At 66.0% G+C, this 26,235-nt stretch carries 31 protein-coding genes and 3 pseudogenes; 28 read left to right on the top strand and 6 right to left on the bottom strand.

Going from position 1 to position 26,235, the window contains the following annotated elements; all coding sequences use genetic code 11:
* The first annotated feature begins 4 nt into the window (after positions 1 to 4).
* The 8 genes from ACVOLZ_RS02655 (at position 5) to ACVOLZ_RS02690 (ending at position 6,702) form a co-directional block, all read left to right on the top strand.
* Positions 5 to 337 carry a hypothetical protein gene (locus ACVOLZ_RS02655; protein WP_033979861.1) on the top strand — a complete coding sequence of 111 codons (333 nt, stop codon included), beginning with the start codon at positions 5 to 7 and terminating at the stop codon, positions 335 to 337.
* A complete protein-coding gene (gene trbL / locus ACVOLZ_RS02660; RefSeq protein ID WP_033979860.1) occupies positions 334 to 1,719 on the top strand; it encodes a P-type conjugative transfer protein TrbL in 1,386 nt (461 codons plus the stop codon). The genes ACVOLZ_RS02655 and trbL overlap by 4 nt, the downstream gene beginning before the upstream one ends.
* 12 nt (positions 1,720 to 1,731) lie before the next feature.
* The gene (gene trbF, locus ACVOLZ_RS02665; RefSeq protein WP_012076301.1) at positions 1,732 to 2,436 is read left to right on the top strand and encodes a conjugal transfer protein TrbF; all 705 of its coding nucleotides are present in this window, start codon (positions 1,732 to 1,734) and stop codon (positions 2,434 to 2,436) included.
* Positions 2,433 to 3,425 carry a P-type conjugative transfer protein TrbG gene (gene trbG, locus ACVOLZ_RS02670; protein ID WP_033979859.1) on the top strand — a complete coding sequence of 331 codons (993 nt, stop codon included), beginning with the start codon at positions 2,433 to 2,435 and terminating at the stop codon, positions 3,423 to 3,425. The genes trbF and trbG overlap by 4 nt, the downstream gene beginning before the upstream one ends.
* Before the next feature lie 2 nt (positions 3,426 to 3,427).
* Positions 3,428 to 4,705, top strand: coding sequence for a TraB/TrbI/VirB10 family type IV secretion system protein (locus ACVOLZ_RS02675; RefSeq protein WP_047290279.1), 1,278 nt, complete (start codon positions 3,428 to 3,430; stop codon positions 4,703 to 4,705).
* On the top strand, positions 4,702 to 4,962 hold the full coding sequence (locus tag ACVOLZ_RS02680; protein ID WP_047290280.1) for a DUF2274 domain-containing protein: 261 nt from the start codon (positions 4,702 to 4,704) through the stop codon (positions 4,960 to 4,962). The genes ACVOLZ_RS02675 and ACVOLZ_RS02680 overlap by 4 nt, the downstream gene beginning before the upstream one ends.
* A 94-nt stretch (positions 4,963 to 5,056) precedes the next feature.
* Positions 5,057 to 5,794, top strand: a complete 738-nt coding sequence (locus tag ACVOLZ_RS02685) for a type IV toxin-antitoxin system AbiEi family antitoxin (RefSeq protein ID WP_047290281.1) — start codon at positions 5,057 to 5,059, stop codon at positions 5,792 to 5,794.
* Positions 5,791 to 6,702 carry a nucleotidyl transferase AbiEii/AbiGii toxin family protein gene (locus ACVOLZ_RS02690; protein WP_053506162.1) on the top strand — a complete coding sequence of 304 codons (912 nt, stop codon included), beginning with the start codon at positions 5,791 to 5,793 and terminating at the stop codon, positions 6,700 to 6,702. Before ACVOLZ_RS02685 ends, ACVOLZ_RS02690 begins: the two co-directional genes overlap by 4 nt.
* 341 nt (positions 6,703 to 7,043) lie before the next feature.
* On the opposite strand, the gene ACVOLZ_RS02695 is transcribed toward ACVOLZ_RS02690, so the two are convergent.
* Positions 7,044 to 7,807 (bottom strand): IS5 family transposase gene (locus ACVOLZ_RS02695; RefSeq protein WP_121335901.1). Its coding sequence is split into 2 segments (ribosomal slippage): positions 7,044 to 7,492 and positions 7,492 to 7,807, totalling 765 coding nucleotides; the frame shifts between segments, so codons are not numbered across the junction.
* Positions 7,808 to 7,879: 72 nt separating this feature from the next.
* Here ACVOLZ_RS02695 and ACVOLZ_RS02700 point away from each other — a divergent pair.
* The 11 genes from ACVOLZ_RS02700 to ACVOLZ_RS02750 all read left to right on the top strand — a co-directional run bounded on the left by ACVOLZ_RS02700 (position 7,880) and on the right by ACVOLZ_RS02750 (position 15,702).
* Positions 7,880 to 8,035: a hypothetical protein gene (locus tag ACVOLZ_RS02700; protein WP_154583166.1), complete on the top strand. Its 156-nt coding sequence runs from the start codon at positions 7,880 to 7,882 to the stop codon at positions 8,033 to 8,035.
* Between the two features lie 48 nt (positions 8,036 to 8,083).
* Entirely contained in the window at positions 8,084 to 8,563 is a 480-nt protein-coding gene (locus tag ACVOLZ_RS02705; RefSeq protein ID WP_047290285.1) for a tellurite resistance TerB family protein, read from the top strand.
* Between the two features lie 152 nt (positions 8,564 to 8,715).
* Positions 8,716 to 8,949, top strand: coding sequence for a lipopolysaccharide assembly protein LapA domain-containing protein (locus ACVOLZ_RS02710; protein ID WP_053506161.1), 234 nt, complete (start codon positions 8,716 to 8,718; stop codon positions 8,947 to 8,949).
* A 20-nt stretch (positions 8,950 to 8,969) separates the two neighbouring features.
* Positions 8,970 to 10,055 carry a calcium/sodium antiporter gene (locus ACVOLZ_RS02715; RefSeq protein ID WP_053506160.1) on the top strand — a complete coding sequence of 362 codons (1,086 nt, stop codon included), beginning with the start codon at positions 8,970 to 8,972 and terminating at the stop codon, positions 10,053 to 10,055.
* A gap of 2 nt (positions 10,056 to 10,057) precedes the next feature.
* Complete coding sequence (mbhE, locus tag ACVOLZ_RS02720) at positions 10,058 to 12,349, top strand: hydrogen gas-evolving membrane-bound hydrogenase subunit E (RefSeq protein ID WP_070208641.1); 2,292 nt, start codon at positions 10,058 to 10,060, stop codon at positions 12,347 to 12,349.
* The gene (locus tag ACVOLZ_RS02725; protein ID WP_047290288.1) at positions 12,346 to 12,789 is read left to right on the top strand and encodes an MnhB domain-containing protein; all 444 of its coding nucleotides are present in this window, start codon (positions 12,346 to 12,348) and stop codon (positions 12,787 to 12,789) included. The genes mbhE and ACVOLZ_RS02725 overlap by 4 nt, the downstream gene beginning before the upstream one ends.
* On the top strand, positions 12,786 to 13,214 hold the full coding sequence (locus ACVOLZ_RS02730; protein WP_047290289.1) for an NADH-quinone oxidoreductase subunit K: 429 nt from the start codon (positions 12,786 to 12,788) through the stop codon (positions 13,212 to 13,214). Before ACVOLZ_RS02725 ends, ACVOLZ_RS02730 begins: the two co-directional genes overlap by 4 nt.
* Positions 13,211 to 14,674 carry a complex I subunit 5 family protein gene (locus ACVOLZ_RS02735; protein ID WP_053506158.1) on the top strand — a complete coding sequence of 488 codons (1,464 nt, stop codon included), beginning with the start codon at positions 13,211 to 13,213 and terminating at the stop codon, positions 14,672 to 14,674. Before ACVOLZ_RS02730 ends, ACVOLZ_RS02735 begins: the two co-directional genes overlap by 4 nt.
* Before the next feature lie 34 nt (positions 14,675 to 14,708).
* Positions 14,709 to 15,056, top strand: a complete 348-nt coding sequence (locus tag ACVOLZ_RS02740) for a Na+/H+ antiporter subunit E (protein ID WP_053506157.1) — start codon at positions 14,709 to 14,711, stop codon at positions 15,054 to 15,056.
* On the top strand, positions 15,053 to 15,364 hold the full coding sequence (locus ACVOLZ_RS02745) for an MrpF/PhaF family protein (RefSeq protein WP_047290292.1): 312 nt from the start codon (positions 15,053 to 15,055) through the stop codon (positions 15,362 to 15,364). The genes ACVOLZ_RS02740 and ACVOLZ_RS02745 overlap by 4 nt, the downstream gene beginning before the upstream one ends.
* On the top strand, positions 15,361 to 15,702 hold the full coding sequence (locus tag ACVOLZ_RS02750; RefSeq protein WP_047290293.1) for a cation:proton antiporter: 342 nt from the start codon (positions 15,361 to 15,363) through the stop codon (positions 15,700 to 15,702). Before ACVOLZ_RS02745 ends, ACVOLZ_RS02750 begins: the two co-directional genes overlap by 4 nt.
* Before the next feature lie 58 nt (positions 15,703 to 15,760).
* On the opposite strand, the gene ACVOLZ_RS02755 is transcribed toward ACVOLZ_RS02750, so the two are convergent.
* Positions 15,761 to 16,120, bottom strand: a complete 360-nt coding sequence (locus tag ACVOLZ_RS02755; protein WP_141739189.1) for a hypothetical protein — start codon at positions 16,118 to 16,120, stop codon at positions 15,761 to 15,763.
* A 254-nt stretch (positions 16,121 to 16,374) separates the two neighbouring features.
* On the opposite strand from ACVOLZ_RS02755, the gene ACVOLZ_RS02760 reads away from it, so the two are divergent.
* The gene (locus tag ACVOLZ_RS02760; protein WP_047290294.1) at positions 16,375 to 16,767 is read left to right on the top strand and encodes a hypothetical protein; all 393 of its coding nucleotides are present in this window, start codon (positions 16,375 to 16,377) and stop codon (positions 16,765 to 16,767) included.
* Between the two features lie 575 nt (positions 16,768 to 17,342).
* On the opposite strand, the gene ACVOLZ_RS02765 is transcribed toward ACVOLZ_RS02760, so the two are convergent.
* Complete coding sequence (locus ACVOLZ_RS02765; protein ID WP_127005324.1) at positions 17,343 to 17,816, bottom strand: hypothetical protein; 474 nt, start codon at positions 17,814 to 17,816, stop codon at positions 17,343 to 17,345.
* Positions 17,817 to 17,885: 69 nt separating this feature from the next.
* On the opposite strand from ACVOLZ_RS02765, the pseudogene ACVOLZ_RS02770 reads away from it, so the two are divergent.
* Positions 17,886 to 18,140: pseudogene (locus tag ACVOLZ_RS02770) on the top strand (IS91 family transposase); the annotation flags it as partial.
* A gap of 384 nt (positions 18,141 to 18,524) precedes the next feature.
* Entirely contained in the window at positions 18,525 to 18,968 is a 444-nt protein-coding gene (locus ACVOLZ_RS02775; RefSeq protein WP_047290313.1) for a hypothetical protein, read from the top strand.
* Between the two features lie 30 nt (positions 18,969 to 18,998).
* Here the strand turns inward: ACVOLZ_RS02775 and ACVOLZ_RS02780 are convergent, their stop codons facing one another.
* The gene (locus ACVOLZ_RS02780; protein WP_481514918.1) at positions 18,999 to 20,789 is read right to left on the bottom strand and encodes an alpha/beta hydrolase; all 1,791 of its coding nucleotides are present in this window, start codon (positions 20,787 to 20,789) and stop codon (positions 18,999 to 19,001) included.
* Between the two features lie 196 nt (positions 20,790 to 20,985).
* Positions 20,986 to 21,606 (bottom strand): annotated as a pseudogene (locus ACVOLZ_RS02785) (transposase); the annotation flags it as partial.
* Positions 21,607 to 21,746: 140 nt separating this feature from the next.
* Between ACVOLZ_RS02785 and msrB the strand changes: the two are divergent.
* The 5 genes from msrB (at position 21,747) to ACVOLZ_RS02810 (ending at position 24,780) form a co-directional block, all read left to right on the top strand.
* Positions 21,747 to 22,190, top strand: coding sequence for a peptide-methionine (R)-S-oxide reductase MsrB (gene msrB, locus ACVOLZ_RS02790; RefSeq protein ID WP_004099035.1), 444 nt, complete (start codon positions 21,747 to 21,749; stop codon positions 22,188 to 22,190).
* Between the two features lies 1 nt (position 22,191).
* Positions 22,192 to 22,731: a peptide-methionine (S)-S-oxide reductase MsrA gene (gene msrA / locus ACVOLZ_RS02795; RefSeq protein WP_004099036.1), complete on the top strand. Its 540-nt coding sequence runs from the start codon at positions 22,192 to 22,194 to the stop codon at positions 22,729 to 22,731.
* A gap of 132 nt (positions 22,732 to 22,863) precedes the next feature.
* Entirely contained in the window at positions 22,864 to 23,568 is a 705-nt protein-coding gene (locus ACVOLZ_RS02800) for a glutathione S-transferase N-terminal domain-containing protein (protein WP_053507020.1), read from the top strand.
* Entirely contained in the window at positions 23,565 to 24,533 is a 969-nt protein-coding gene (locus ACVOLZ_RS02805) for a magnesium and cobalt transport protein CorA (RefSeq protein ID WP_047290297.1), read from the top strand. Before ACVOLZ_RS02800 ends, ACVOLZ_RS02805 begins: the two co-directional genes overlap by 4 nt.
* A 58-nt stretch (positions 24,534 to 24,591) precedes the next feature.
* Positions 24,592 to 24,780: a hypothetical protein gene (locus tag ACVOLZ_RS02810; RefSeq protein ID WP_481514919.1), complete on the top strand. Its 189-nt coding sequence runs from the start codon at positions 24,592 to 24,594 to the stop codon at positions 24,778 to 24,780.
* 173 nt (positions 24,781 to 24,953) lie between these two features.
* Here ACVOLZ_RS02810 and ACVOLZ_RS02815 read toward each other — a convergent pair.
* A pseudogene (locus tag ACVOLZ_RS02815) lies at positions 24,954 to 25,517 on the bottom strand (transposase); the annotation flags it as partial.
* A 70-nt stretch (positions 25,518 to 25,587) separates the two neighbouring features.
* Here ACVOLZ_RS02815 and ACVOLZ_RS02820 point away from each other — a divergent pair.
* The coding region (locus tag ACVOLZ_RS02820; RefSeq protein ID WP_481514920.1) for a transposase zinc-binding domain-containing protein at positions 25,588 to 26,235 on the top strand (648 nt) is incomplete at its 3' end.

Raw genomic sequence — 26,235 nt, forward strand, 5'->3', positions numbered from 1 at the left:
CGCCATGCGATGCGTCCTCGCCCTGTCGGTTTCGCTGCTTGTGGCGCTGCTGGCCGCTTGCAGCGAGCAGCCGGCCGCCCCCCTTGCCGAAGCCCTGGTCGCCGATCCCGTGCGGCTCAACGCATTGCGCGCGCAATGCGCAACCGACCGGCAGGCCACGGGCGAGGACGCCTGCCGCGCCGCCGCCGAAGCCTTCCGGCGGCGCTTCTTTTCCGGCGAGGCCGGGCCGGATGAATACCAGACGCTGGCCGACCTGCCGCCGATCCCACCCAGCTTCGAGGAACCGGCCGATGGCATGGCGCCGGCCGTTCCCGCCGAACCGGAGGACACGCCATGAATGATGTGACCATCATCGACCAATTCCTCAACACCTTTGCCGCTTATATCGACTCGGGTTTCGGGCTGCTGCGGGGCGAAGTGGCGTTCCTCACGGCCACGCTGATCGTCATCGACATGACGATCGCCGGCCTGTATTGGGCCATGAGCCATGCCACCGGCCAGGGCGAGGACGTGATCGCCAAGCTGCTGCGCAAGGTGCTCTACGTCGGTGCCTTCGCCTACATCATCAATAACTTCAACTGGCTGGCCAGCATCGTGTTCCGCTCGTTTGCGGGATTGGGCATCACCGCCACCGGCTCGGCCATCACGATGGAGAACTTCTTGCAGCCGGGCCGGCTGGCGAAAACCGGTATCGACGCTGGGGCGCCGATTCTGGAGCAGATCGGCGAGATGGCGGGCTTTCCCGAAGTGTTCGTGAACCTCGACCCCATCGTGGTGATGTTCCTCGCGTGGCTGGTCGTGGTCTTGTGCTTCTTCGTGCTGGCGATCCAACTGTTCATCACGTTGATCGAGTTCAAGCTGACCACGCTCGCCGGATTCGTGCTGGTGCCATTCGCGCTCTGGAACAAGACCGCGTTCCTCGCCGAAAAGGTCTTGGGCAACGTAGTGGCCTCCGGCGTCAAGGTTCTGGTGCTGGCCGTGATCGTCGGTATCGGCTCGGGCTTGTTCGCTCAGTTCCAAGTCCATCCCGCCGAGCCGTCTATCGACCACGCGCTGGTCATCATGCTGGCCTCGCTCACCTTGCTGGCGCTCGGGATCTTCGGCCCCGGCATCGCCACGGGCCTCGTGTCCGGTGCGCCGCAGCTCGGCGCTGGCGCAATGGCCGGTGCTGCTGTCGGCGCTGCCGGCACGGCTGTCGCCATCGGCGCCGCCGCGACGGGCGTGGGTAGCGCCGTGGCTGCTGGTGCGCGCATGGCCCCGGCTGCCGCCAAGCTGGCCGGTAGCGGTGCGCGCGCCGCCACGTCGGCGGCCAGCAGTGCGAAGTCGGCGTTCCAGGCCGGTTCCGCCGCCGCTGGCGGCGGCGCAAAGGGCGCGATGGCGGGCCTGGGCAACGTCGCTAAGACCGGCGCGCAGGCAGCCGGGCGAGGCGCTGCATCCCGCGCTTCCGCTGCCGGGCAACGCATGGCCGCTCCCTTCCGCGCTGGCTGGAATGGCGCTGCTGCCGATGGCGGCGCGGGTGCGGCATCCGGTCAGGGTGCCGCAGGCGAGGCCGCATCCGGCGCCGCTACGGCGCAGACACAGGAACAGCCCGCTTGGGCCAAGCGCCTGCATCGCCGCCAGCAACTCACCCACGCCGCGACCACCACCGCCCACGCGCTGCGCGGTGGCGATGGCGGCGGCTCCGGCCAGGGGCCGAGCCTGCGCGATTCCGATTCATAAGGAGAACTGACCATGCGATTCAAGAAACCGCAGGTGCGCTACGCCGACACGCCGCAACCTGCCACGCCGTACCAAGCTGCCGGCCAAGTGTGGGACGAGCGCATCGGCTCGCCGCGCGTGCAGGCGAAGAACTGGCGCCTGATGGCCTTCGGCTGCCTGACGCTTGCGCTGCTGATGGCCGGCGGCCTGGTGTGGCGCTCGGCGCAATCCATCGTGACGCCCTACGTCGTGGAGGTGGACAACGCGGGCCAGGTACGCGCCGTGGGTGAAGCCGCCACGCCATACCGGCCCAACGATGCGCAGACCGCGCACCACATCGCGCGCTTCGTGACGCTGGTGCGCTCGCTGTCCATCGACCCCATCGTCGTCCGCCAGAACTGGCTGGACGCCTACGACTACACGACCGACAAGGGCGCGGCCGTGCTCAACGACTACGCACGGGTCAACGACCCGTTCGCGCGCATCGGCAAGGAGTCGGTGACGGTGCAGATCACCAGCGTCGTGCGCGCCAGCGACACGTCTTTCAACGTGCGCTGGACGGAACGCCGCTACGTCAACGGCGCCGCGGCGGGCTTGGAGCGGTGGACGGCCGTGGTGTCCATCGTGCTCCAGCCGCCGCGCACCGAAGAACGCCTGCGCCAGAACCCCCTGGGCATCTACGTCAACGGCCTGTCATGGAGCCGCGAACTGGATTCTTCCGAAGGAGCCAAGCCATGAATGATCTTTTCCGTAAATCCGCCTTGCCGGTGATCTTGCTTGCCCTGGCGGGCTGCGCTACGCAGGGCAAGCCACCGCCGACCATCTCGCTCGATGAGCCGGTGCAGGCCCAGCCGCTACCCGAGCCACCCACGCCGGTGGAGGTGGTGGCGGTGCCCGAGGTGCTGCCGATGCCGGCGCAGTTGAAGCCATTGCCCGAAGCCGAGGACGCCAAGCCCACGCCGGAGCCAGCCGACGAGAAGGTGCGCGTCTCACGGGCCAATGCCGAGGCGCGCGTCGCACCCACGCGCGAGGGCTACGTCAACGCGATTCAGGTGTGGCCCTTCACCGATGGCGCGCTCTACCAAGTCTATGCGGCCGTGGGCCGCGTGACCGTGGTTTCACTCCAGCCGGGCGAGGAACTGGTGACGGTGGCGGCGGGCGATACCGTGCGCTGGATCGTGGGCGATACGTCGAGCGGCAGCGGTGCTGACCTGCGCGTCAATGTGCTGGTCAAGCCGATCCGCTCGGGCCTCAAGACCAATCTCGTCATCACCACCAGCCGCAGGACGTACCTGCTGGAGTTGGCTTCGACGGAAAAGACGTGGATGGCCTCGGCTTCTTGGGAGTATCCGCGTGACCGGATGCTGGCCTTGCAGCGCCAGGCGCAGGCGGCCAGCGCCGCCGCGCCGGTGGACTCCGGCTTGTCGCTGGAAAACCTGCGCTTCCGCTACGCGGTCAGCGGTAGCAACCCGCCGTGGAAGCCGCTGCGCGCCTTCGACGACGGGCAGAAGGTCTATATCCAGTTCCCCGCCGGCATCGCGCAAGGCGAGCTGCCGCCGCTGTTCGTAATCGGGCCGGAAGGCGACGGGCAACTGGTCAACTACCGCTTCCGCTCGCCGTACTACATCGTGGATCGGCTGTTCGGTGCCGCCGAACTGCGCCTGGGCGGGGACAAGGGCGACGTGGTGCGAATTGAGCGCACGGACGGCGTTGCGCGGAGGAACTGACCATGAGCCAGGACGACACCCCCGACCTCGCCACGCCGCAGGCAGGCAAGGTCGCGCCGGAAGCGGTGGCGCTGCGCGCCCAGCCGCGCCCGGTCACTCGCTTGAACCGGCGCACGCTGGCCATCCTCGTCGGCGGCCTGTCGGTCGCCGTCCTTGGGGCCACGATCTGGTCGCTGCAACCGCAGCGGCGCGGTACGGGCGAGCAAACCGAGCTTTACAACGTCGATCGCGTCTCGAAGTCCGAAGGGCTGGATGCGCTACCGACGGACTACTCGAAGCTGCCGCCAGCCTTGCCGCCCGATGTGCCCGAGCTGGGGCCGCCGTTGCCCGGCGACCTTGGCCCGGCCATCGTCGCTTCGCAGCAGCCGGTGACGCCAGGCTATTCGCCGCCAGGCCATGATCCCGAAGATGCCTTGCGCAAGGAGGCGGACGCGGCGGCGGCCTCGTCGGTGTTCTTCCGCTCGGGCGGCCAAGCGCAGACCGACGCCACGGTCGCGCAGGCGGCGCCGGGGGCTGCAAGCACGCTTGCGGCCTTTGATCCGCTCGCTGCTGGACCTGCCTCGACGGTGGCCCAGCCCGCCGACCCGACCGCCGTGCAGAACCGGCAAGACCAGAAAGAGGCGTTCCTGAAAGCCGGTTCTACGGAAACCCGCAATTCCGGCAATCTGGCGCTGCCCGCGTCGCCGTATCAGGTGATGGCCGGAACGGTGATCGCCGGTGCGCTGGTGACAGGCATCAAGTCGGACTTGCCGGGCGACGTGATCGCCACGGTGACAGAGCCAGTCTTTGACACAGCCACGGGCAAGTTCCTGCTGATTCCGCAGGGGGCGCGCATCCTTGGGCGCTACAACAGCCAGGTCAGCTACGGGCAGAGCCGCGTGCAAGTAGTGTGGAACCGGATCATCTTGCCCGACACGTCTTCGCTGACGCTCGACAACCTAGTGGGCACCGATCCGGCCGGCTACGCTGGCCTGGAGGATGACGTGAACTGGCACTGGAATCGCATCGTTGCGGGCGCGGTGTTGACGACGCTGCTGGGCGTGGGCGCCGAACTGGCCGCGCCGGAGAACCGGCAGGACGGCAACCGCATTGTGATTGCCGGGCGCGACAGCGCGCAGGACAGCATCAATCAGGTCGGCCAAGAGATCACCCGGCGCAACATGAATATCCAGCCGACGCTGACCACGCGGCCGGGCCTGCCGGTGCGCATCATCGTCAACCGCGATTTGGTGTTGCGGCCTTACCAGCCGATGTTCTTCCAACGGGGGGCGATGCAATGAGCACAACCAAGAAGCTGCGGCTCGGGCCGCTGCCCAAGACCGAGAGCATCAAGCTGACCTTTGCGTGCCCGGTCAGCTTGAAAGCCGACCTTGACCGCTACGCCGCGCTGCACGCGCAGGCGTATGGCGAGACGGTCGATGCCATGACGCTGATCCCGCATATGCTGGAGGCGTTTATCGCTGGGGATCGAGGATTCCGGCGGGGCAGGGGAGATGACACCCGACCTTCTTCCCGCACGGCTATGCCGAAAGGGTGATTGTTTGGATTAGATTCCATTGTCGTATCCAGCCTACGATTGGTGGTTCCATATCAAATTGACGTTTTCTTGGAAAAGATATATATATCGTAGTATGGCTACGACTAATTCAAGCAGACTAAATGTGCTCTACACCCGGTTGGCACCGGGAACGCCGCTGACCTCGCTGGACTTGGCGGCGTTGGGCATCTCTGCTGACCTGGCTGTTCACTACGTCCGGGCAGGGTGGCTCAAGCGCCTGGCGCGGGGGGTGTTCTGCCGCCCCAACGATCCCCCGGCGCTTCATCCCAGCCTGCTGCTGTTGCAGCGCCAGTTCGAGGGGCTGCACGTCGGCGGCAAGTCGGCGCTGGACTGGTACGGTGTGCGGCAGTACGTAGCGCAGCAGCCGGTGCTGCATCTGTATGGCTGGAAGGCCGCACGCTTGCCGGAATGGTTCACGGAACGATTCCCAGCTGAATACCACCGCAAACGGCTGTTCGACGAGCAGCCGGCCGCCTTGTTGCACGTTGGCGCGTTCGAGAAGCGCAGCGGGGCGCCGCAGGTGTCCGCGCCGGAGCGCGCCTTGCTGGAACTGTTGAGTGAGGTTGGCGTGCGCCAGCCCTTACAGGAAGCCCGCGAACTGGTGGAGAGCGCCTATAGCCTGCGCCCCGACGTGTTACGCGAGCTGTTGCAACACTGCACAAACGTCAAGACCGTGCGGCTGTGCCTGCAACTCGGCCGCGAGGCGTCATTGCCCTGGGCGGCCAAGCTCGATCCGGCCGCGCTGCCGACGGGTAGCGACCGTCCCTGGGTGTCTCGATCGGCCGATGGCCTGCTGGTACTCAAGCCATGAACCAGACCTATCTCGATACCGCGCGCCTGCTGACGCAGGTCGCGCCGCTGGTGTTTGTTGACGATACCTTTGCCCTGAAGGGCGGTACGGCGATCAACCTGTTCGTGCGCGACATGCCGCGCTTGTCGGTCGATCTCGATCTGGTTTTTCCCGATCACACCTTGCCGCGCGACGAGGCACTGGCGCGCATCAACGAGGCCATCCGGCAAGCTGCGGAGCGGTTGAAGAAGCGAGGATTCCACACACACGCGCCAGCGGCAGCAGCAGGGGAAACCAAGTTGCTGGTGCGTCGCGGCTCGATTCAGGTCAAGGTCGAAGTCAACTTCGTCATGCGCGGCACGGTGCAGCCGGTGCGCCGCGCCTCGCTGACGCCGATGGCCCGTGACGTGTTGATGGCCGATCTGGAGATTCCGGTGGTGTCGCTGGAAGAAGTGTACGGCGGCAAGCTGGTGGCGGCGCTGGATCGGCAGCATCCGCGTGATCTGTTCGACGTGATGCAGCTCTTTGCGCACGAGGGCATCACGCCCGGCATCCGGCGCGCCTTCGTGGTCTATCTGGCCAGCAGCAACCGGCCGATCCATGAAGTGTTGTTCACGCCGCTGCGAGACATCCGGCACGACTACGAGCACAACTTCCAAGGCATGACGACCGAGCCGGTGCCGCTTGATGCGCTGCTCGACGCGCGAGAACGCATGGTGCGCGAAATCCAGCAGGGTTTGGACGACGACGAGCGGCGCTTCCTGCTGTCGCTGGCCGCTGGCACGCCGGAGTGGTCATTGCTGGACATCGCACACCTCGAACAACTGCCGGGCATCCGCTGGAAGCTGCACAACCTGGCGCAGTTGCAGAAGGCCGATGCGAAGAAGTTTGCCGAGCAAGCAGATGCGCTGGCCGCAAGGTTGGGGTAGGGGGATTCCTCAACACAAGCCGGCCTGACCCGCTAAAAAATGGACACGAAACCCAGTGACTTCTCCCCGCATTGCCGACCGATTTGCGTTCCATCGTTCTACGCCACAGATCACGGTCGATGAGTATGAGCGACGCCGCGTGATCGAACTCGGTGAGTGGGTGGCTGCGCGGGGCCGCATCTACCTCGACAAGTGCTTCTGGATTCACCTGCGCGCCGCACGCACGCTCGCGTCGAGTCCACCGGGAGCGGCGGATCTTTTGGATGCCCTCGTAGCTGGTGTCTCCAACGGGCAGTTGGTGTGTCCCATCAGCGATGTACTGTTTCTTGAACTAGGGCCTGTTAACACATTCTCAGTCCATCTGCGACAAGCACGAAGCTGATGAAGCCGAGGAACATGAGATCGAGTTTCTCGAAGCGCGAGAAGATGCGCCGGTAACCCTTGAGGCGACGAAACAGTCGCTCGACCTCATTGCGGCGCTTGTACATGGCCCGGTCGTATTCCCAAGGATCAAGGCGTTTGCTGGTCGGGGGCACGACCGGAATGAATCCCAGGTCCAGAGCAAGTTGGCGGGTTTCATTGCCTTCGTATGCCCGGTCCATGAGCAAATGAACGGGTCGGCTTGTCGCCCCGAGGCTGCTGAGCAAACGCCTGCCTTCAGGTGCGTCGTGCGCTTGTCCTGGCGAGAGGCAGAACGTCACGGCCGTTCGAGCATCCGCGGCAACCATATGAATCTTGGTGTTCCATCCGCCTCGGGACTTGCCGATGGACTGAGGGCCGTTTTTTTTAACGCTCCGGTGCCGTCTGGGTGGACCTTGATGCTGGTGGAGTCCAGCGAGACCGCCTCGATCTTGATGCGCACGACCTGGGCCCGCTGCAATTCCTCGAACATGCGATCGAGTACACCGGCCTTGGTCCAGCGGTTCATGCGCGTGTAGATCGTGTGCCAGTTGCCGAACCGTTTGGGCAGTCCACGCCACTTGCAGCCATGCTCGGCCACATAGAGGATGGCGTTGACTACCTGCAGGTTGCTCAGGCTGACATTGCCGCGCTGCTTGGGCAGACAGTGCTCGATGGTGGCGAATTGCTCGGGTGTGATCTCCATGCCAGAGATTGTCCCGCGCAGTCGCAGAAATCGCCATTAGTGTTAACACGCCCTAACTCCAGGAGCTTCACGATGCACCATCTTCATTCCCACCGCGCCCGGCAGCAACGTGCCACCACCATCGCCATCACGCCATCGGTCACCCGCTGGCACCCCGCGGCGCGAGCCGCTGGTTGGACACTGCTGGCCATGACGCTGACCGTCTTCGTGGTGTTCAGGCTCGGCTGACCACCGCCATCCACCGCTCTCCATAGCCCCTTAAGGCGGACCAAGCCAATGAACCACCCAGTTTTCCGGCACTACCCCCGCAACAGCCCTCAGGCCGCCGGGCGCATCCTGGCCACCGCCTTGCTGGCCAACGGCGACATCAAGGATGTCGAATGGCAGCGACTGGCCGACACGCAGGCCTTCGAACGGCTCGATCTGCATGGCCTGCAATGGCATGTCGTTCTGGACGAGTTGTGCCAGGACCTGATGACCGGTGTTCGCCCAGGGCGGGATATCCTGATCGACGGTCCGACGCTCGCCGCCTGGCTGGACGAGATCGATAACGTCGCGTTGCAGGCGCTGGTGATCAAGCTTTGCGCTCAAGTCATCGAGGCCGACGGCGAGGTGCACCCGGGCGAGTCGATGTTGTTGCGCGCGGCACTTGAGCGGTGGGTGCTGCCGATGGAAGACCAGGAGTGTGTCGAACCACTGGTCTACGGCCTCGACTTTCAGGTGGTGCCGCGCCCTGGCATCTCGATGCCGGGCTAACGTTCGATCAAGCATCAGGCGATTCCCCTTCCCCCATTCTCCATTCCCGAGGCCGGCCGCGCTGCAGCGCTGTCGGCCTTGTTGTTTGTCGAGCTGACCAACAAAGGTATAATTCCCGCAACAGCTTGTCTGCTGTGCGAAGAGAGAACAACATGAAATATGTCTACTTGGCCCTGCTGCTCGCCATGACGGCTGTCGTTTTTCTATTCAAGTTCCAGAACCTCGACACTGTGACCGTGCAGTTCCTGTCTGCGAGCTTGACGCTACCGCTGTCGTTGCTGCTGCTGGCGGTGTACGTGCTGGGCATGCTGACGGGAGGCACGCTCCTGTCCATGGTTCGCAGCTGGGTGCGCGGCGCCACCTCGAAACCTCCCTTGAGCAACTGAGCCATGGCGACTTTGCGGCAATGACTTTTCTTCTGTTCGCGGGGGGGCTCCTGGCCTTGGTTGCCGGCGCCTTCATCCTCGTGCGCGGTGCGTCGCTCCTGGCATTGCGCCTGGGTCTGTCGCCGCTGGCGGTGGGTCTCACGGTGGTGGCTTTTGGCACCAGTGCACCGGAGTTGGCCGTGACAACCGGCGCAGTGCTGGCCGGGCAGGGCGGGCTGGCGTTGGGCAACGCCGTGGGTAGTAACATCTTCAACGTCCTGTTCATCTTGGGCGTGGCCGCGCTCATCACGCCACTGGCGGTGCACAGGCAAGTCATTCGGCAGGAAGCGCCGATCATGATCGGCGGCGCGGTGTTGCTCATCGTCCTGGGCCTGGACGGTTCGCTGGGGCTGTTCGACGGATCGCTGTTGCTCGGCCTGCTGATGGCCTACACCGCGTTCCTGGTCCGGCAGTCGCGCGCGGAGCCGGCCGCGACCGGTCCCGACGAGTACGCCGACACACTGCAGCCGGCCAAGGCGGGGCGGTGGGACGCCCGGCTGCCGGCACAGCTCGGTCTGATCGTCGCCGGGCTGGTGCTGCTCGTGCTGGGATCGGATTGGCTGGTGCAGGCGGCAGTCATCTTCGCGCGTGCACTCGGTCTGTCGGAGGTGATCATCGGCCTGACCATCGTCGCCTCGGGCACTTCGCTGCCGGAGGTGGCGGCATCGGTAGTGGCCAGCCTCAAGGGCGAACGCGACATCGCCGTGGGCAACGTGGTGGGCAGTTGCGTGTTCAACCTCTTTGGCGTCGTTGGCCTGGGGGCCGTCGTGGCGGCTGTGGGCACCGGTGCCGCGCTGCCGCTGCCGCCGGACGTGGCCCGGTTCGATCTGTGGGTCATGCTCGCCGCACTGGTGGCTTGCCTGCCGGTCTTCCTGACCGGTCGCGAGATCGCCCGTTGGGAGGGCGGCCTGTTCCTGGGCTACTACGTCGCGTATGTGGCCTACCTGGTGCTGGCGGCGCAGCGCCATGACGGCGTCCAGGCCTTCGGCGACGCGATGCTGGGGTTCGTGGTGCCGCTGACCATCGTCACGCTGGGCGTGACGATGTTGCGGCGGGCGGGGCGCTGAGCGTGGGCACGCCGCTTCTGAGCTCGGCGGCCGATGGCGGCATGGGGCTGGCCTCTCGTGCCGCCTTCACGGTGCTGCCTCTGGCTGCGCTGGGTGTCGTGGTGGGCATGTTGTTGTGGCTGCCGCTGCCTCTGGGGGGTGCGCTCGATTGGATACCGGCGCTGGGCATCTCGCTGGCCTGGCGCATTGACGGCCTGGCGGTGCTGATGCTGCTGATGATCACGGGTGTGGGCAGCGCGGTGTTCGTCTACGCAGGCGGCTACTTCGCAAGCCACCCGGGGCAACGGCGGCTGTTCGTGCAGCTCACGCTGTTCATGGTGGCGATGATCGGCTGCGTCACTGCTGACAATCTGTTCACGCTCTTCCTGTTCTGGGAAGCCACCAGCGTGCTGTCCTTCCTGCTCGTCGGCTTCCACCATGAACGCGCGGTCAGCCGCAAGGCGGCGCAGCAGGCGCTGCTGGTGACAGGCACCGGCGGCCTGGCGCTGCTGGCGGGCTTGATCCTGATCGGGCAGGTGATGGGCACCAGCACCATCAGCGTGATCGTCGAACGCCTGCCGGCCACCGCGCCCACCCCGCTGCTGACGGCGGGTGTCCTGTTGGTGATCGTGGGCGCCTTCACCAAGAGCGCGCAGTTCCCGTTCCACTTCTGGCTTCCCAACGCGATGGCCGCGCCAACACCGGTGTCGGCCTACCTGCATTCGGCCACGATGGTGAAGCTGGGTGTGTACCTGCTGGCGCGGCTGGACGCCGGCCTCGACGACTGGCTGCTGTGGCAGGTGCTGCTGCAGGGCGCGGGTTCGATCACCGCCGCCTGGGGCATGGTGCTGGCGCTGCGCGAGCGCGACCTCAAGCGCATCCTGGCCTGGTCGACGGTGGCCACGCTGGGCACCTTGGTGGCGCTGGTGGGCATGCCAGGCGAAGGTGCTGCGGTGGCTGTGGGCGCGCTGCTGCTGGCGCATGCGCTGTACAAGGCGCCGCTGTTCTTCGTCGCTGGCAATGTCGATCATGGCACCGGCACCCGCATCATCGACCGACTGGGCAACCTGCGCCACGCCATGCCGTGGACCGCGGCGGCGGCGGCGCTGGCCGGCATGTCGATGGCCGGCATCCCCTTGTCGTTCGGCTTCGTGGTGAAGGACCTGATCGGCGACGCCAAGGCGGCCGACAACGTGCTGGCTTTCGCGCCGCTGGCCAACACGGTGTTCTCGGCCATCGCGGTGGCCGTGGCCGGTGTCGCCGCCGTGCGCGTGTTCTGGCACCGCGCGCCCGAGCCCGCGCTCACCGGCGTGCATGAGGCCGGTCCCGCGCTGGTGCTGCCGCCCATGGTGCTGGCCGGCTTCGGCGTCGCGCTGGGGCTGTTCCCGGCCTGGGCCCAGCCGATGGTAGAAGCTGCGGGGGTGGCCATGACCGCCGGCGACGGCCCTGTGCTGGCGCCGCTGGCGCGGGCACTGCTGGCAGAGTCGCTGACCTTTGCCACCACGCTGGCGCTGGGTGCGATCGTCTATCTGCTGTGGGACGTGCTGCACCGCATGGTGGATGCGGTTGCCCCGCGGCTAGCCACCTTCGGCCTTGCCAGGCTCTACGAACGTTCCCTGGACTGGATTCCGCGTCTCGCTGCGTTCAGTACGCGGGCGTTGCAGCACGGACGCTCGCCAGGTTACATGGCCGTGGCGGCGGCCGCGGCGGTGCTGGCCATCGGGCTCCCGCTGGTGGCAGCCGCGCCCACGCTGGCCTGGCCGGCCTGGTCTGCGCCGCCATTGGGCGTGGCCGGTGCCGTGCTACTGATCGCTGTCGGCGCCATGGCGGCCGCCACGCTGAAGGACCGCCTGGTGCTGCTGCTGGGTGCCGGTCTCGTGGGCTACGGCAGCGCAGTGCTGTTTCTCTTTGCGGGGGCGCCGGACGTCGCCTTCACACAGGTGGTCGTTGAGACGGTGTTCGTCATCGTCGTTGCGGCGGTGCTGTTGGCGTTGAAACGCCAAGGCAAGGCCATGAGCGTGCCCGAGCCGGTCTGGCGTCCGATGGCGCTCGTGCTGTCGCTGGCCTTCGCCACCGTGCTGACCGCGCTGCTGCTGGCCGCCGTGGCGCTGCCCTTCGACGACACGCTGTCGCGCTGGTTCGGCGAGCACAGTGTGCCGGCCGCGCAGGGCCGCAACGTGGTAAACGTGATTCTGGTCGACTTCCGAGCGCTGGACACGCTGGGCGAGATCACGGTCGTGATGCTGTCGCTGCTGGCGGCGGTGCCGCTGCTGCGTGCTGTGCGCACCCGGCGCGACACGGAGGCCGGACGATGAACCGCCGGCTGGTCATCCTGGAGGTAGTGGCTAAGCCCCTGTACGTGGTGATCCTGGCCGCGTCGCTGGTGGTCCTGCTGCGCGGCCACAACGAGCCCGGCGGCGGCTTCATCGGCGGCCTGCTGGCGGTGACCGCCAGCGTGCTGTGGGCCGTCGCGCACGGACCCGATGCCGCCACGCAGCGCCTGCCGCTGCGCTCGCCGGTGCGGCTTGCGGCGCTGGGCGTGCTGGTCGGCGCGCTGTCGGGCCTGCCGGCCTGGCTGATGGGCAAGGCCTACCTTACGCACCTGTGGGCCGGTGTGCCGCTGGGCTTCACGACGCTGCCGGTGTCCACGGTGCTGGTGTTTGATCTCGGCGTCTACCTGTGCGTGTGGGGTGCGCTGGGGGGTTATGCCATCGCACTGCTCGACAGCGACGAGGCGGAGGAGGGCGCGCAATGATCTGGGCCGTCGCCTTCGCGCTCTGGATCACGTTGACCGCAGGGCTGTACCTGGCGCTGTCGCGCGACGTGCTGCGCTGCGTGGTGGGCCTGGCGCTGCTGGGCAGCGCGGTGAACCTGCTGCTGCTGGCCGCGGGCCGCCTGGGGTCGGCGCAGCCGGCGGTGATCGAGGCGGGCGGCCGGGTGCTGCAGGAGGCGGCCAACCCGCTGCCGCAGGCGCTGGTGCTGACCGCCATCGTGATCGGGTTCGCGCTGATGTGCTTTGCGCTCGTGCTGGTCATGCAGTTGGTGCGGCGCGTCGGCACCGACGATGCGCTGGCGCTGCGGCTGGTGGAGCCCGAGCCGGCGGACCCCGTGAAGCCGCCGCTGGCCTTCGATGCCGTCCATGCCGACGACGATGCGCGGCCGCAGAGGGCCGACACGTGAGCATCGTCGCCACCGCACCCGTGCTCGTGCCGCTGGCCACCGCGGGCCTGACGGCGCTGTTCTCGGGCCGGTCCCGCACGCAGCAGGCCATCAGCTTCGTCGGCGTCCTGGGCTTCCTGGGGGCGGCGGTGACGCTGCTGGCGCAGGTCAGCGCCAGCGGCCCGGTCGGCGTCAGCTTCGGCGATTGGCCCGCGCCCTACGGCATTCAGTTCCGCTTCGACGGCCTGTCCACCGCCTTGCTGCTGTTGACGGCGCTGATGGGCCTGGTCACGCTGATCTTCCTGGGCAGCGACGCCGACCCCGGTCCGCGCCACCGGCTGCTGCTGCCGCTGCTGCACGGCACGCTGGCCGGCGTGGCCGGTGCCTTCAGCACCGCCGACCTGTTCAACCTCTATGTCTGGTTCGAGGTGATGCTGATCTGCGCCCTGGGCCTGATCGCGCTGGGCGGCCGGCGCGACCAGCTCGATGCCGCCTTCAAGTACCTGGGCCTGAACCTGTTCGGCACGCTCCTGCTGCTGGCCGCCATCGGGCTGCTCTATGCCGCCACAGGGCAGCTCAACTACGGCGGGCTGGCACTGGCGGCGCGCCAGCTCGACCCGGCCCTGCTGCACACGTTGCTGGCGGCGCTGACGGTGGGGCTGCTGCTGAAGGCCGGGGCTTTTCCGCTGTATGCCTGGCTGCCGGCGTCCTACCCCACGCTGCCCGCGCCGGTGCTGGCCCTGTTCGCCGCGCTGCTGGGCAAGGTGGCGGCCTACGCCGTGCTGCGCATGCTGGGCGACGTGTTCATGCCCGAAGGTGCGGCGCTGTACGAGGTGCTGGGCTGGGTGGCGGTGGCCACCATGGTGGCTGGTGTGCTGGGCGCGGCGCACCACTGGGACATACGGCGCATCCTGGCCTTCCACAGCGTCAGCCAGATCGGTTACGTGCTGCTGGCGGTGGCACTGGGCGGCCCGGCCGGCCATGCCGCGGCGCTGTTCTACACGCTGCACCACAGCCTGGTGAAGGCCAGTCTGTACCTGACCGCCGGCATGGTGGCCAGCGTGGCCGGCAGCTACGACCTGCGGCGCATCGGTGGCCTGGCCGCCGCACGGCCGATGCTGGCGCTGCTGTTCGCGGTGATGGCCTTGTCGCTGGTAGGCATTCCGCCGCTGTCGGGCTTCTGGGCCAAGCTGCTGGTGCTGCAGGAGGCCTTTGCACAGGGGCGCTACACGTGGGCCGCGCTGGCCCTGCTGGTGAGCGTGCTGACGCTCTACTCGATGATGAAGATCTGGACCGAGGCCTTCTGGAAGCCCCATCCCTTGGCCGATGCGGAAGGTGTATGGCCAGCGCGGCGCGTGGCGCTCGCACCGGCCTGGGCGGCGACGGTCAGCCTGGCGGCCGTGACGCTTGCGATCGGATTTGCACCCCAGACACTGATCGAGTTCGCGCAGGCCGCGGCCGCGACGCTGGGCCGGAAATGAACCGCAGGAGCCGCCACATGAATTGCCGTGCCGCATGAACAAGCTCACCGCCGCCGTCCTTTTGCCACTGCGCTTTGGCTGGGCGATGCTCGCCTCGGGCGTGCAAACGGTTGCCGCGATCATTCGGCGCGGCCTGGTGATCGGCACGCCGCCTGTGGCGACCTTCGTGCGCATCGGCTTCGCGCCGATGAGTCCACAGGGCGCTGCGCTGCTGGGCTGCATGATCTCGCTGACGCCGGGGACGACGGTGATCGACATCGACCTGGTGCGCCGGGAGATGGTGCTGCACGTGCTCGACGCGAACAACGCGGCGGCTGAGGTCGACGCCATCCGGCGCGACTTCGAGCCGCCGCTGCTGGCCTGGTTTGGAGAGTCGGCATGAACGGGCTGCTGAACGCGGCCTCGGTGGGCTGGGCCACAGCGGTGCTCACCTTGCTGGCGCTGTGCGCGACCCTGATCGCCACCGTGCGCATCGTGCGCGGGCCTCGGCATGCGGATCGCGTGGTGGCCCTCGACATCTTCCTGGCGGCCGCCGTGGCGCTGTGCGTTGCGGCCTCGCTGGCCACCCGCCGCACCGTGTTCCTCGACGTGGCCATCGGCCTTGCGCTGGTCGGCTTCGTGGGGACGGTGGGGTGGGCACGCTTGATCGAGCGGTCGGCGCCGTCCGATACGCAGGAGGAGCGGCGATGATGACGACCCTGGGCGGGCTGCTGCTTGCTGCTGGCGCGGTGTTGCTGGTGATCGCAGCCTGGGGCGTGATCGTGTTGCCCGATGCACTGGCCCGCCAGCACGCGGCGACGAAGGCGGGCACGTTGGCGCTGACACTCGTGTGCGTGGGCGCCTTGCTCGTGGCCCAGGACACGGCCTGGACCTGGCGGCTGCTGCTGATCCTGGGTTTTCTGCTGGCGACCTTGCCGGTGGCTTCTCACCTACTGGCACGGGCTGCAGTGCGCGAAGGGGGTCTGGCTCAAGCGGTCGACGCGGCGGAGTTCGTCTCCAACACGGACTGGGACGGAACGCCTGACTGAAACAGGTGTTCCGTCAGCGCCTGATTAAACTCAGCCAAGAGCGTTGAATTGCTGCCGTTCAAATCAAGCTGCCAGTTATTCTGAACAACGAGCATGCATACACCGAAGTCGCGGGGGTTTCGGTGACGAGACTGACGAACTGGTTGTCGGTATAGAAGTCCCCGGCAATATGGGGTCTGGTGTAGGCGGCTACGAGGGAAACCTTGGTCGAGCGCATGGCTGGCGCCACCTGTACGTACTGTGCTTTGGCCCGCTGGGTCGAGGTGTATTCATTGCTTTCGTTTGTAGCTTGTTCTTTGACATCGGTGGTTCTCGCAGAACTTGATGTTGTTTGGTGCGAGAGATTGGCGTTCGCGTCTCGGCGTACCTCCGTCGGGCTCTGCGGGCTGCGCCCCGCGCCCCTGCGGGTCGCAGCCATTCGGCTCCGATCTCTGACGCGCTCCGGCCGTCGGTGGGCCCCCGGCCTGCGCGCTGCGCTTGCCTGTTTCGTGCCTGCTTGTGTGGTGGGGCTGGCTTGCTGATCCCTTCATCCTTGCACACCGTTCTCGCTGTCAAGGTCTGCGCGTCCTGTGGTCGCTGGCGGCCGTTCGGCCGTCTTCGAACCTGTGACCGCTGCGCTGCGGCGTGCCGTTTCCGGTCTCGGGCAATCCCGCCCGATCACCGGAGTTGGTCATGGACGACAAATCACACGTTTCGCTGGAGCAGCAGCTTTGTCTGGTGTGCGGCACTGCTTTTGATACCGGCAACATCTTGCTCGACCGGCGCCTGCGCGCGAGCATGAAGCACCACACGACGACGGGCTGGGGGCTGTGTCCCAAGCACCAGCGCCTGTTTTCGGAGGGCTTCGTGGCCTTGGTCGAATGCGATCCGCAGCGCAGCGGAACGCCGTCGGGTTCGGGCCTGATGAAGCCTGATCAGGCGTACCGCACCGGGCGGCTGGCGCATTTGAAGCGGGATGCCTTCGCCCGGGTGTTCAACGTTCCGGTCGCGGCCGAGCAGCCGTGTGTCTTTGTCGAGCTTGGCGTGATCGAACAACTGCAGGCGATGGTGCCTGCGACAGATTGACGCTGCGTTGAGGCCTTGTGGCGCCGCCCCGTACATCGCGGGAGCGGCGCTTTTCTGATGCTGTGCTGCGCTGTTGGGGTTGACCCTCAACCCAATGGGCCGACCCCTTTCTCTCCGGCAGTGCTGCGCGATTCGCACCCCCTGCGCGCCGGTTTCACCGGCTTGCCTGGCCTTTGCGGGCGCTCCCCCCGTCAAGGGCCGCTGCGGCGCCCGTGTCCTCGGCTGCGCCTGCGGGCCGCGCCAGCGCCTTCGCTTCCTCCCTTGACGGCGCACCCGCGCCGGCCCCAGCTGCTGCCCATGGCCGCGAAGGGCTTCGCGGCCCCTGCGGAGCCCAACACCCAAGGAGAGCGCCCATGCACAGCAACGACTGACTTCCCAACCTTTTCACTATGTCTTCCATTGTTTGAACAAGGTCCCCTTGTGGGACAGGAGATTTCACATGAACACCGTTACCGAGGGTTGGCCGTTAATTCGGGAAAAGTCCGACAATCTTCGGTAACCGATTGTCGCTGCAGCAATTTCGCCACCGCAGATCAGTGAGACGTTGTGTTCCTTCGCCGCGCCGCTGGCGCCCATTACTTCAGAGGAAGGTCTTGGGTCGCCTCTTCGGCTGCAGGCGGACGCACGCGACGCTTGCCGGTGCGCTCGACGGGCTCCGTCGCCGGCGTCAATGTCGCATCACGCTGAGCCCACGCGGCCTGCATGCCTTCAAACCGAGCCTGGGTTCGCTCGCGTTCGAGTTCGGAATCGCGTAGCTCTCGGCGCGTTTGCTCAAGTTGCGATCTCGCCTGGTCCAGGTGGGACTGCAGCACCTCTGCGTCTGTGATCGCCTTTGCCGTTCGCTGTTCGAGGGATGTCACTTGTGCCGGAAGCGGTCGCAAGGATTCCAGTTCTTCACGAGCTTTGCGGACCTCGCGTTCGGCCTCCGTCAACGCCTTCTGCTGGTGCGTGGTCTGTTCAAGCAGGCGGCCGTTATCACGATTGAGTCTCAGCAGCTCCGCGTTCTTGGCGGTGACCTGGTCCGCGGCCTGGCGGAGTTCGACCTGCAACGCCTGAAGGGCCTGTTCGTGCTGACGTTGCTCGCGTGCCCTTTGCTCCTGCGCCTGGGCCCGGAAGTGGTCAACGTCAGCGCCCACGACGAGCCGCGCAGCCCCGAGCAGAAGCGCCGTGCGATGAGCTGGGCGCAACGGCTCAAGCGGGTCTTTTCCATCGACATCACCACCTGCGCCCACTGCGGCGGCGCGGTACGGATCGTCGCCAGCATCGAGGAACCCACCGCCATCCGCGCCATCCTCGCCCACTTCGAGAAGCACGGCGCGCTGGAGCAAGCGCACTACCGGCCCGCAGCGCGCGCGCCGCCGCCGGCCGCGTGACGAGGTGCCGGCCACACAGCCGGCAGCCAAGCCAGAGTCCGATCCGATGCGGCCACGACCCCGCAGGGCTGCGCTCGGCCCTGTGCCGGGATTCGGTGAGAAATGGCTACGCACTGAGCCGCTGCGTGGCCCCGCGATGTCGAAAACCCACGCATGAACCCCCGATCTGTGCCCGATCTGTGCCCAAAGCGGCGCTTGCGCGGCCGCTTCCTACCCGCCAGACTCGCAAAAAAGGGCGGTTGAACTTCCTATACCCGCTTCCGCATCGCCGGCCGGCTGAACTACGCCGACACCGACGACCATCGCGACCGCCTGGCGAACGCGCGCTTCATCGAAGGCAACGCCGGCTTCGCCTGGCGGCCGTGGGATAGCGCGCGCTGGGAAATGTTCGGCCGCTACACCTACCTGTACGACCTCTCCAGCCTGGGCCAGCGCGAGCAGGACTACGACCAGAAAACCCAGGTGCTGTCGGTGGAAGGCGTCTACCGCCACGACCAGCATTGGGAAGTGGCCGGCAAGCTCGCCCGGCGCGAGGGCGAGGTGCGCTACGGACGCGGCAGCGGGCCGTGGTTCGACTCGGCCACCGACTTCGCCGCGCTACAGCTGCGCTACGAGGTGGTCTACGCCTGGCACGCGCTGGCCGAATACCGCTGGCTGGACGTGCAGGCCGGCGGCACGCGGCAGGGCTGGCTGGTCGGACTGGACCGCGACATCGGCAAGAACTTCCGCATCGGCGCCGGCTACAACTTCACCGAGTTCAGCGACGACCTGACCGACTTCGACTACGACCACGAGGGCTGGTTCCTCAACATGGTCGGGATGTACTGAGGGTGCCGGTCCACGCAAGACCGTCGACGTTCAGCCGTCCACGGTCTCCTCGCCGCCATCCTTGGACAGCTCTTCGGCCCGGCGCTCATCCAGGTGGCGCTGCAGGCGGGCCACGTCTTCGGGCGACCAGTCGTCGATGCCGGTGACTTCCAGCCAGGCGTTGATGTAGTGCGATGGCGCGTAGACGTGGCCGAAACCCATTGGTGCGCTCATCGACAGCGAAGTATCCATTGCCATCTGCATCATCGTCACGACCGGATACCAGCGCATCGCCGGGGATACGTCCGGCGGGCGCGGGGCATCGAGCAATTCCGGTTCGCGGAAGAAGCTGTGACGGTCGAAGAACGTCACCGCGTCGCTGCCGTACTGCAGGTAGACCACGCGCATCGGGCCCCACGGCGTGCCGGGCGGGGTGGAGCTGCCGTCCTGGTTCATGAAGCGGACGAACGAGCCGTCCTGGAACTGCGGCAGCCACACCGGCGAACCGGGATTGCGCGAGCGGGTCAGCCCGGCCCACTTGCTGGCGGCGAACGGAGGTCCGCTCCAGACCGCGCCATCGAATGGTTCGCCGAGCAGCTCGAACATCTCGAACGAGCGTTCCGAATTGAGCGCGCCCAGGCTCAGGCCGTGCAGGTACAGCTTCGGCCGCCGCTCGGGCGGCAGCGTGCGCCAGTAGCCGTAGACCTCGCGGAACAGTGCGCGCGCGGTGACCCCGCCTGTATCCGGATCCAGGAACAGCGTCAGCGGACTGGACAGGTACGAGTACTGCACCGCGACGCTGGCCACATCGCCGCGGTAGAGATATTCGATGCCGTCGATGCCGGACGGGTCGACCCAACCGGTGCCGGTCGGAGTGATGATGATCAGCGCCTTGCGCTCGAAGCCGCCGACGCGCTTGAGTTCTTCCAGCGCCAGCTGGGCGCGCTCTTCGGGCGTGTCGCCGGTGGGCAGGCCCGCGTACACGCGCAGCGGCGCCTTGGCGCCGGGACCGGCGTAGGCGGCGAGTTCGTCGGCGGTGGGGCGGGCATCGACGTAGCGCCGGCCCATGCGCCCGAGCTGGTTCCAGGCCACTAGCGACTGCGCGCTGCCGGGGCTGTCCCATTCGGTCGGCGGCGGCATGTCGGGCGGGATCAGTGCATCGGCCTGGCGATAGGAGGCGTCCAGGGTGTCCAGCAACGAGGACAGGATCACGCCGTTGACCAGGCCCACCAGCAGCAGCACGCCGGCGATCGCACCGACCACGTGCGCGATCCGTCGCGGCACCTTGCGGGTGACCAGGCGCATCACCGCCTTGATGATCATCAGCGCGATGCGGCCCAGCACGACCAGCAGCAGCGCCACGACCGCCGCACCCGCGAGTACGCCCAGGATGCGCGATGGACCGGCGGGAGCCAGGTGCATCAGTTCGCGGACGATGTTTTCCCAATGCTGGCTGCGCCAAAGCGCGAGCGCGGCGATGACCGCGCAGGCGACGACCGCGATACGGCGGCGACGCGGCTGTCCCGCCGGCCCGGGGAGCGGCAGCTCCAGGTATCCCCACAGCCAGCGCAGCAGCACGCCCAGGCCGTAGCCGGCGGCCAGGCACATGCCCGACAGCACCGCCTGCGCGACCGTGATCCGTGGCGTGAGGCTGGGCGTGAGCGAGGCGGCGAAGAACAACGTCCCCAGCACGAGCCCGGTATTGCCAAGGCGCGCCAGCAGCGAACGCCGGAGCCGGGTGAACCAGCCATCGGATGTAGTACCGGAAGCGAGTGCAGCGTCGTCGTCCTGTTGCATCAAGTATCCCCTGCGAGTGGTCCCCTTGGGCCAATATACGGACACGGATAGGCGTTTTAACCGCATGAGGCCAAGTATCGCACCGCGGAAGCGCCATCAAGCCGGCTGAGACACTCGATTTTCCCGCCCAGGTGTCAGGTTCACCACCAGGGTTTGGCGTTCAGGAGAGTGATTTGCGGCGCTCGGCGTGTACCGGGCGCAGAGCCAGTTCGCGGCAAGTCAAAATCGCCGCTTTGTTCATTCACCAACTGATGCGCTGATCGACCTCAAAGTCCGGTGCCGGTTGCGCCGCTAGGTCCCAGTCTGGTGGCTCGGTTTGCGCCTCGTCATCCATCTGCGCATCACTACAGTCATCCCACAGCGGTGGCCCGCGCGCCGGGGAGATGCGGGGTGGCTCTGAATCTGCCCCGATGTGGTCCAGGATGTGCCGGATGTCAGCGCTGTGCGTAATGAACGCGATGATGCGCATATGCCCGCCACACAGCGGACACAAGAGGGGGAACACCTCGTAGATGCGGGCGATCAGCACCGCCCACAGGTAGTGCGCTGCACGCTTGGGCAGCACCGGCTCGCTCTGGGATGGCAGCGCGCTGCTCATCGGTACCACACCAGGCGCGCACTCCCCCGTGCTGATCGACGCGCCCAGCACGGGAGCGGCTTGCGCCGGTGTCGCCAGCGCCGTCACCGCAGCCCTGAGCGGCGAGTTGGGTGCCAGCACACCAAAGTAGCGGTGCCGGTGGGTGCGTGGTGGGGGTACCAGGGCGGCAATGCGGTCGATCAGCTCCAGCGGTGTGAGGTGCAGCTCATCAACCTTGGCACCGCGCTTGTCGCTGGTGGGTTCGCTGCGCTGCTTGCCGCAGCGACGTGAAGAGCTTCGGCGCTATGGAAACTATACGCGCAGCGTATTGGATAAATCTGGGGCGCACTGCTATAGTCGGCGCAATGACTGCAAAGATAAATGACAGTGTGTCGAGCTCTCTAGATTAATTATTGGAGACTATCATGAAGTTTGAGAAGTCACAGGCAGCAGTTGACCGCCTGACCCCCGAGCAACGCCGGATTACCCAGGATTCGGGGACCGAAAGGCCCTTCACGGGTGAGCACAACGACAACAAGGAGCCTGGCATCTACGTCGACATAGTGTCGGGAGAGCCGCTGTTCGCTTCAACGGACAAGTTCGATTCGGGTACTGGCTGGCCCAGCTTCACCAAGCCGATCGTTCCGGCAAACGTGAACGAGGTGCGGGACAGTGCACACGGCATGGTCCGGACGGAGGTCAGGTCGGTACACGCCGACAGCCATCTGGGCCACGTTTTCCCGGACGGTCCTTCCGACCGCGGCGGTCTGCGCTACTGCATCAACTCTGCGTCCCTTCGCTTCATCCCGCGCGACGAGATGGAGTCCGAGGGATACGGTGAATATCTCGATCAAGTAGAGGAGGCTTAACATGCATCAGCGCGCTGTTCTCGCAGGAGGATGTTTCTGGGGCATGCAGGATCTGATCCGCAAGCGGCCCGGCATCATCTCGACCCGTGTGGGTTACACGGGCGGCGATATTCCGAACGCCACGTATCGTAATCACGGCACGCATGCCGAGGGGATCGAGATTGTCTTCGACCCGACAGTGACGAGCTACCGGCACATCCTGGAATTCTTCTTCCAGATCCACGATCCGACGACGCTGAACCGCCAGGGCAATGATCGTGGGCTCTCCTACCGGTCGGGCATCTATTATGTCGACGAGGAGCAGAAGCGCGTCGCCGAGGATACGATCGCCGATGTGGATGCCTCGGGGCTGTGGGATGGCAAAGTGGTGACCGAGGTCCAGCCGGTCGGCGAGTTCTGGGAGGCCGAGCCCGATCACCAGGATTATCTGGAGAAGCGGCCGGGCGGCTACACCTGCCACTTCGTCCGTCCCGACTGGGTTCTTCCAAAGCGGCATGAGGCCGGCGATGTGAGCCCTGCGGCCGGGGCTGCAGCGGAATAGGCTTCGCTGCCGTTAGTGCCGCGCCGATCCGGTTCGCAACCTCCGACGTCCGCGTCAATCGACGCGGTCGTCGAACCCGGCCTTGAAGCAGATCATTCCATTCAGCCGCCGTCGCAGTGCCAGGATCCAGATATGACAGACCTCTCCTCCTTTACCATCACGCAGCGCTGGCCAGCATCTTATCCGGATCGCTTGCAACTATACGCGGCCCCCACGCCCAACGGCGTCAAGGTCTCGATGATGCTGGAGGAGACTGGCCTGCCGTATGAGCCCCACTTCGTCGACATCTCGAACAACGAGTCGAAGGATCCAGCGTTCGTGTCGTTGAATCCCAACGGCCGCATACCCGCGATCATCGATCCGGCTGGCCCTGACGGCCAGCCCATTGGCATATGGGAAACCGGTGCGATCCTCATCTATCTGGCCGACAAGACGGGGCAGCTCATCTCAACAACACCCGCCCAGCGGTACGAGACTCTGGCCTGGGTGTTCTTTCAGGTGTCGGGCGTTGGGCCGACCTTCGGACAGCTAGGCTTTTTCCTGCGATTTGCCGGCAAGGACTATGAGGACAAGCGACCTCGGCAGCGCTTTGTTGATGAATCCAGGCGTCTTCTCGGGGTCCTGGATCACCGGCTGGAGGGCCGCGAATGGATTGTCGATGATTACTCGATCGCGGACATTGCGACGTTTGGCTGGGTGAATGCGCTGGTCGAATTCTACGCAGCGGGCGACATCCTCGGCCTAAGCAGCTATTCGAACGTGCAGGCATGGCTCGAACGCGGGCTGGCGCGACCGGCTGTACAGCGTGGCCTGCGAATTCCTGCGAGGCCTGCATGACCATTATCGCCGCATATTATTACAACGAAGGTAAGCGAGTCCGTGAAATCAGGCTCGATGAGCACGTCGAACTAAACGAGAATCGCTCGGGCTTCTGCTGGATCGCGCTTAGCGAGCCCACCGCAGACGAACTCAGCGCGATCCAGACGACGTATAACCTCCATCCTTTGGCGATCGACAACGCCATGCACCCGCTGTGCCCGCCCAAGCTCGAGGTCTACAACGATGAGTTGTACGTCGTCGCCCAGACCGCCGAGCTGGTCGGCGACCGGATCAGCTACGGCAAGATGGCGATCTTCACCGGTCACAATCACCTTATCACCGTGCGGCACGGCAATGCCGGAGCGCTGGGCAAACTTCGGGAGCAACTCGAGGCATCGCCGACGCAGTTCGGCAAGGGTGTCGACTATGTGCTGCACGCGATCTTGCACCGAGTGGTCGACCAGTATCTGCCCATCTTCGAAATGATCGAGGACGACGTCCTGGCGATGGAGCGACGGTCGCTGCACGCTTTCCTCGGGCCAGAAGAGGTGGCGCGAATCTTCGAACTAAGGTCCGAACTCACGCGGTTCCAGCGCACGCTCGGGGCTATGGCCGAGCTGGTGCGAAAGCTCGTTCGCGGCCACTTTCCCTGCATCAGCGCCGAAATGACACCATATTTCCACGACGTCGCGGACCATGTCCACCGCGTGCAGTCCATGGTCGACGGCCTCCTGCTTGTCCTGTCCACGGTCTTCGAGGCCAGCAGCCTTCTGGAAGCGCAAAGGATCGGTGTGGTCACTCGCCAGCTCGCGGCCTGGGCGGCGATCTTGGCGGTCCCGACGGCGATCGCCGGAATATATGGCATGAACTTCAAGCACATGCCGGAACTGGACACGCCATATGGCTACTTCGTCGTGCTCGGAGTGATAGCGGTGTTCTGCCTTCTCCTATTCATGCGCTTCAAGAAGGCCAAGTGGCTATGAGTAACGCACTTCGCGAGCTTCTCCGTCCGCCGAGTCACAGCGCGCTTTGTGCGCGAGCGTGTCCAATCCAGTTCAAGATGAAGGTGCTTCCATGACCTCCCAGGTGACCGACGTTCTAGAAGCAGTCCAGTCATTCATCGCCAAAGGCTATGACCGCGAATACCGCGTCAAGGACGGCAATCTCGTCGATCTCGAACTAGGGTCAACCCTCGATGCATGCAGACGGATAGGCGTTTTAACCGCATGAGGCCAAGTATCGCACCGCGGAAGCGCCATCAAGCCGGCTGAGACACTCGATTTTCCCGCCCAGGTGTCAGGTTCACCACCAGGGTTTGGCGTTCAGGAGAGTGATTTGCGGCGCTCGGCGTGTACCGGGCGCAGAGCCAGTTCGCGGCAAGTCAAAATCGCCGCTTTGTTCATTCACCAACTGATGCGCTGATCGACCTCAAAGTCCGGTGCCGGTTGCGCCGCTAGGTCCCAGTCTGGTGGCTCGGTTTGCGCCTCGTCATCCATCTGCGCATCACTACAGTCATCCCACAGCGGTGGCCCGCGCGCCGGGGAGATGCGGGGTGGCTCTGAATCTGCCCCGATGTGGTCCAGGATGTGCCGGATGTCAGCGCTGTGCGTAATGAACGCGATGATGCGCATATGCCCGCCACACAGCGGACACAAGAGGGGGAACACCTCGTAGATGCGGGCGATCAGCACCGCCCACAGGTAGTGCGCTGCACGCTTGGGCAGCACCGGCTCGCTCTGGGATGGCAGCGCGCTGCTCATCGGTACCACACCAGGCGCGCACTCCCCCGTGCTGATCGACGCGCCCAGCACGGGAGCGGCTTGCGCCGGTGTCGCCAGCGCCGTCACCGCAGCCCTGAGCGGCGAGTTGGGTGCCAACACGCCAAAATAGCGGTGCCGGTGGGTGCGTGGCGGGGGAACCAGCGCGGCAATGCGGTCGATCAGCTCCAGCGGTGTGAGGTGCAGCTCATAAAGGCCGATATGAACCGGCCGGGGCGGGCGCAAGCCTGAGCAGCCATTCCCTGCACCGGAGTGTTTCGTGCCGCGCTTCGCCGCGACCGTGTCGCAGCTGCAGGATGCCGTGGCGCACGCAACGTCGCCGGCAGCGCATCTGCCCACGGCTCGCTATGCGCCTCACCGTCCCGAGCGCACGCTGCTGTATTCGCTGGTGCAGGCGCACTACCCGGACTTCATCGCGCGTCTTGAGGCCGAAGACCGCTCGCTGCCCGAGTATGTGCGCGAGGAGTTCGAGACCTACCTGCGCTGCGGCGTGCTCGAGCACGGTTTCCTGCGCGTGGTGTGCGAGCACTGCCGTGCAGAGAGGCTGGTGGCGTATTCCTGCAAGAAGCGCGGGCTGTGCCCGAGCTGCGGCGCACGGCGCATGGCCGAGTCGGCGCGGCATCTGGTGGAGGAGGTGTTCGGCCCGCGGCCGGTGCGGCAATGGGTGCTGAGTTTCCCGTACCCGTTGCGCTTCCTGTTCGCCAGCAAGCCAGAAGCCATTGGCCCGGTGCTGGGCATCGTGCAGCGCGTGATCGCCGGCTGGTTGGCCGATCAAGTCGGCGTCGACCACGCCAGCGCGCAATGCGGCGTGGTGACCCTGATCCAGCGCTTCGGCAGCGCGCTGAATCTCAACATCCACTTCCACATGCTGTGGCTCGACGGCGTGTACGAGGACACCACCGAGCGT

It is taken from the genome of Stenotrophomonas sp. STEN020 (assembly GCF_056760195.1).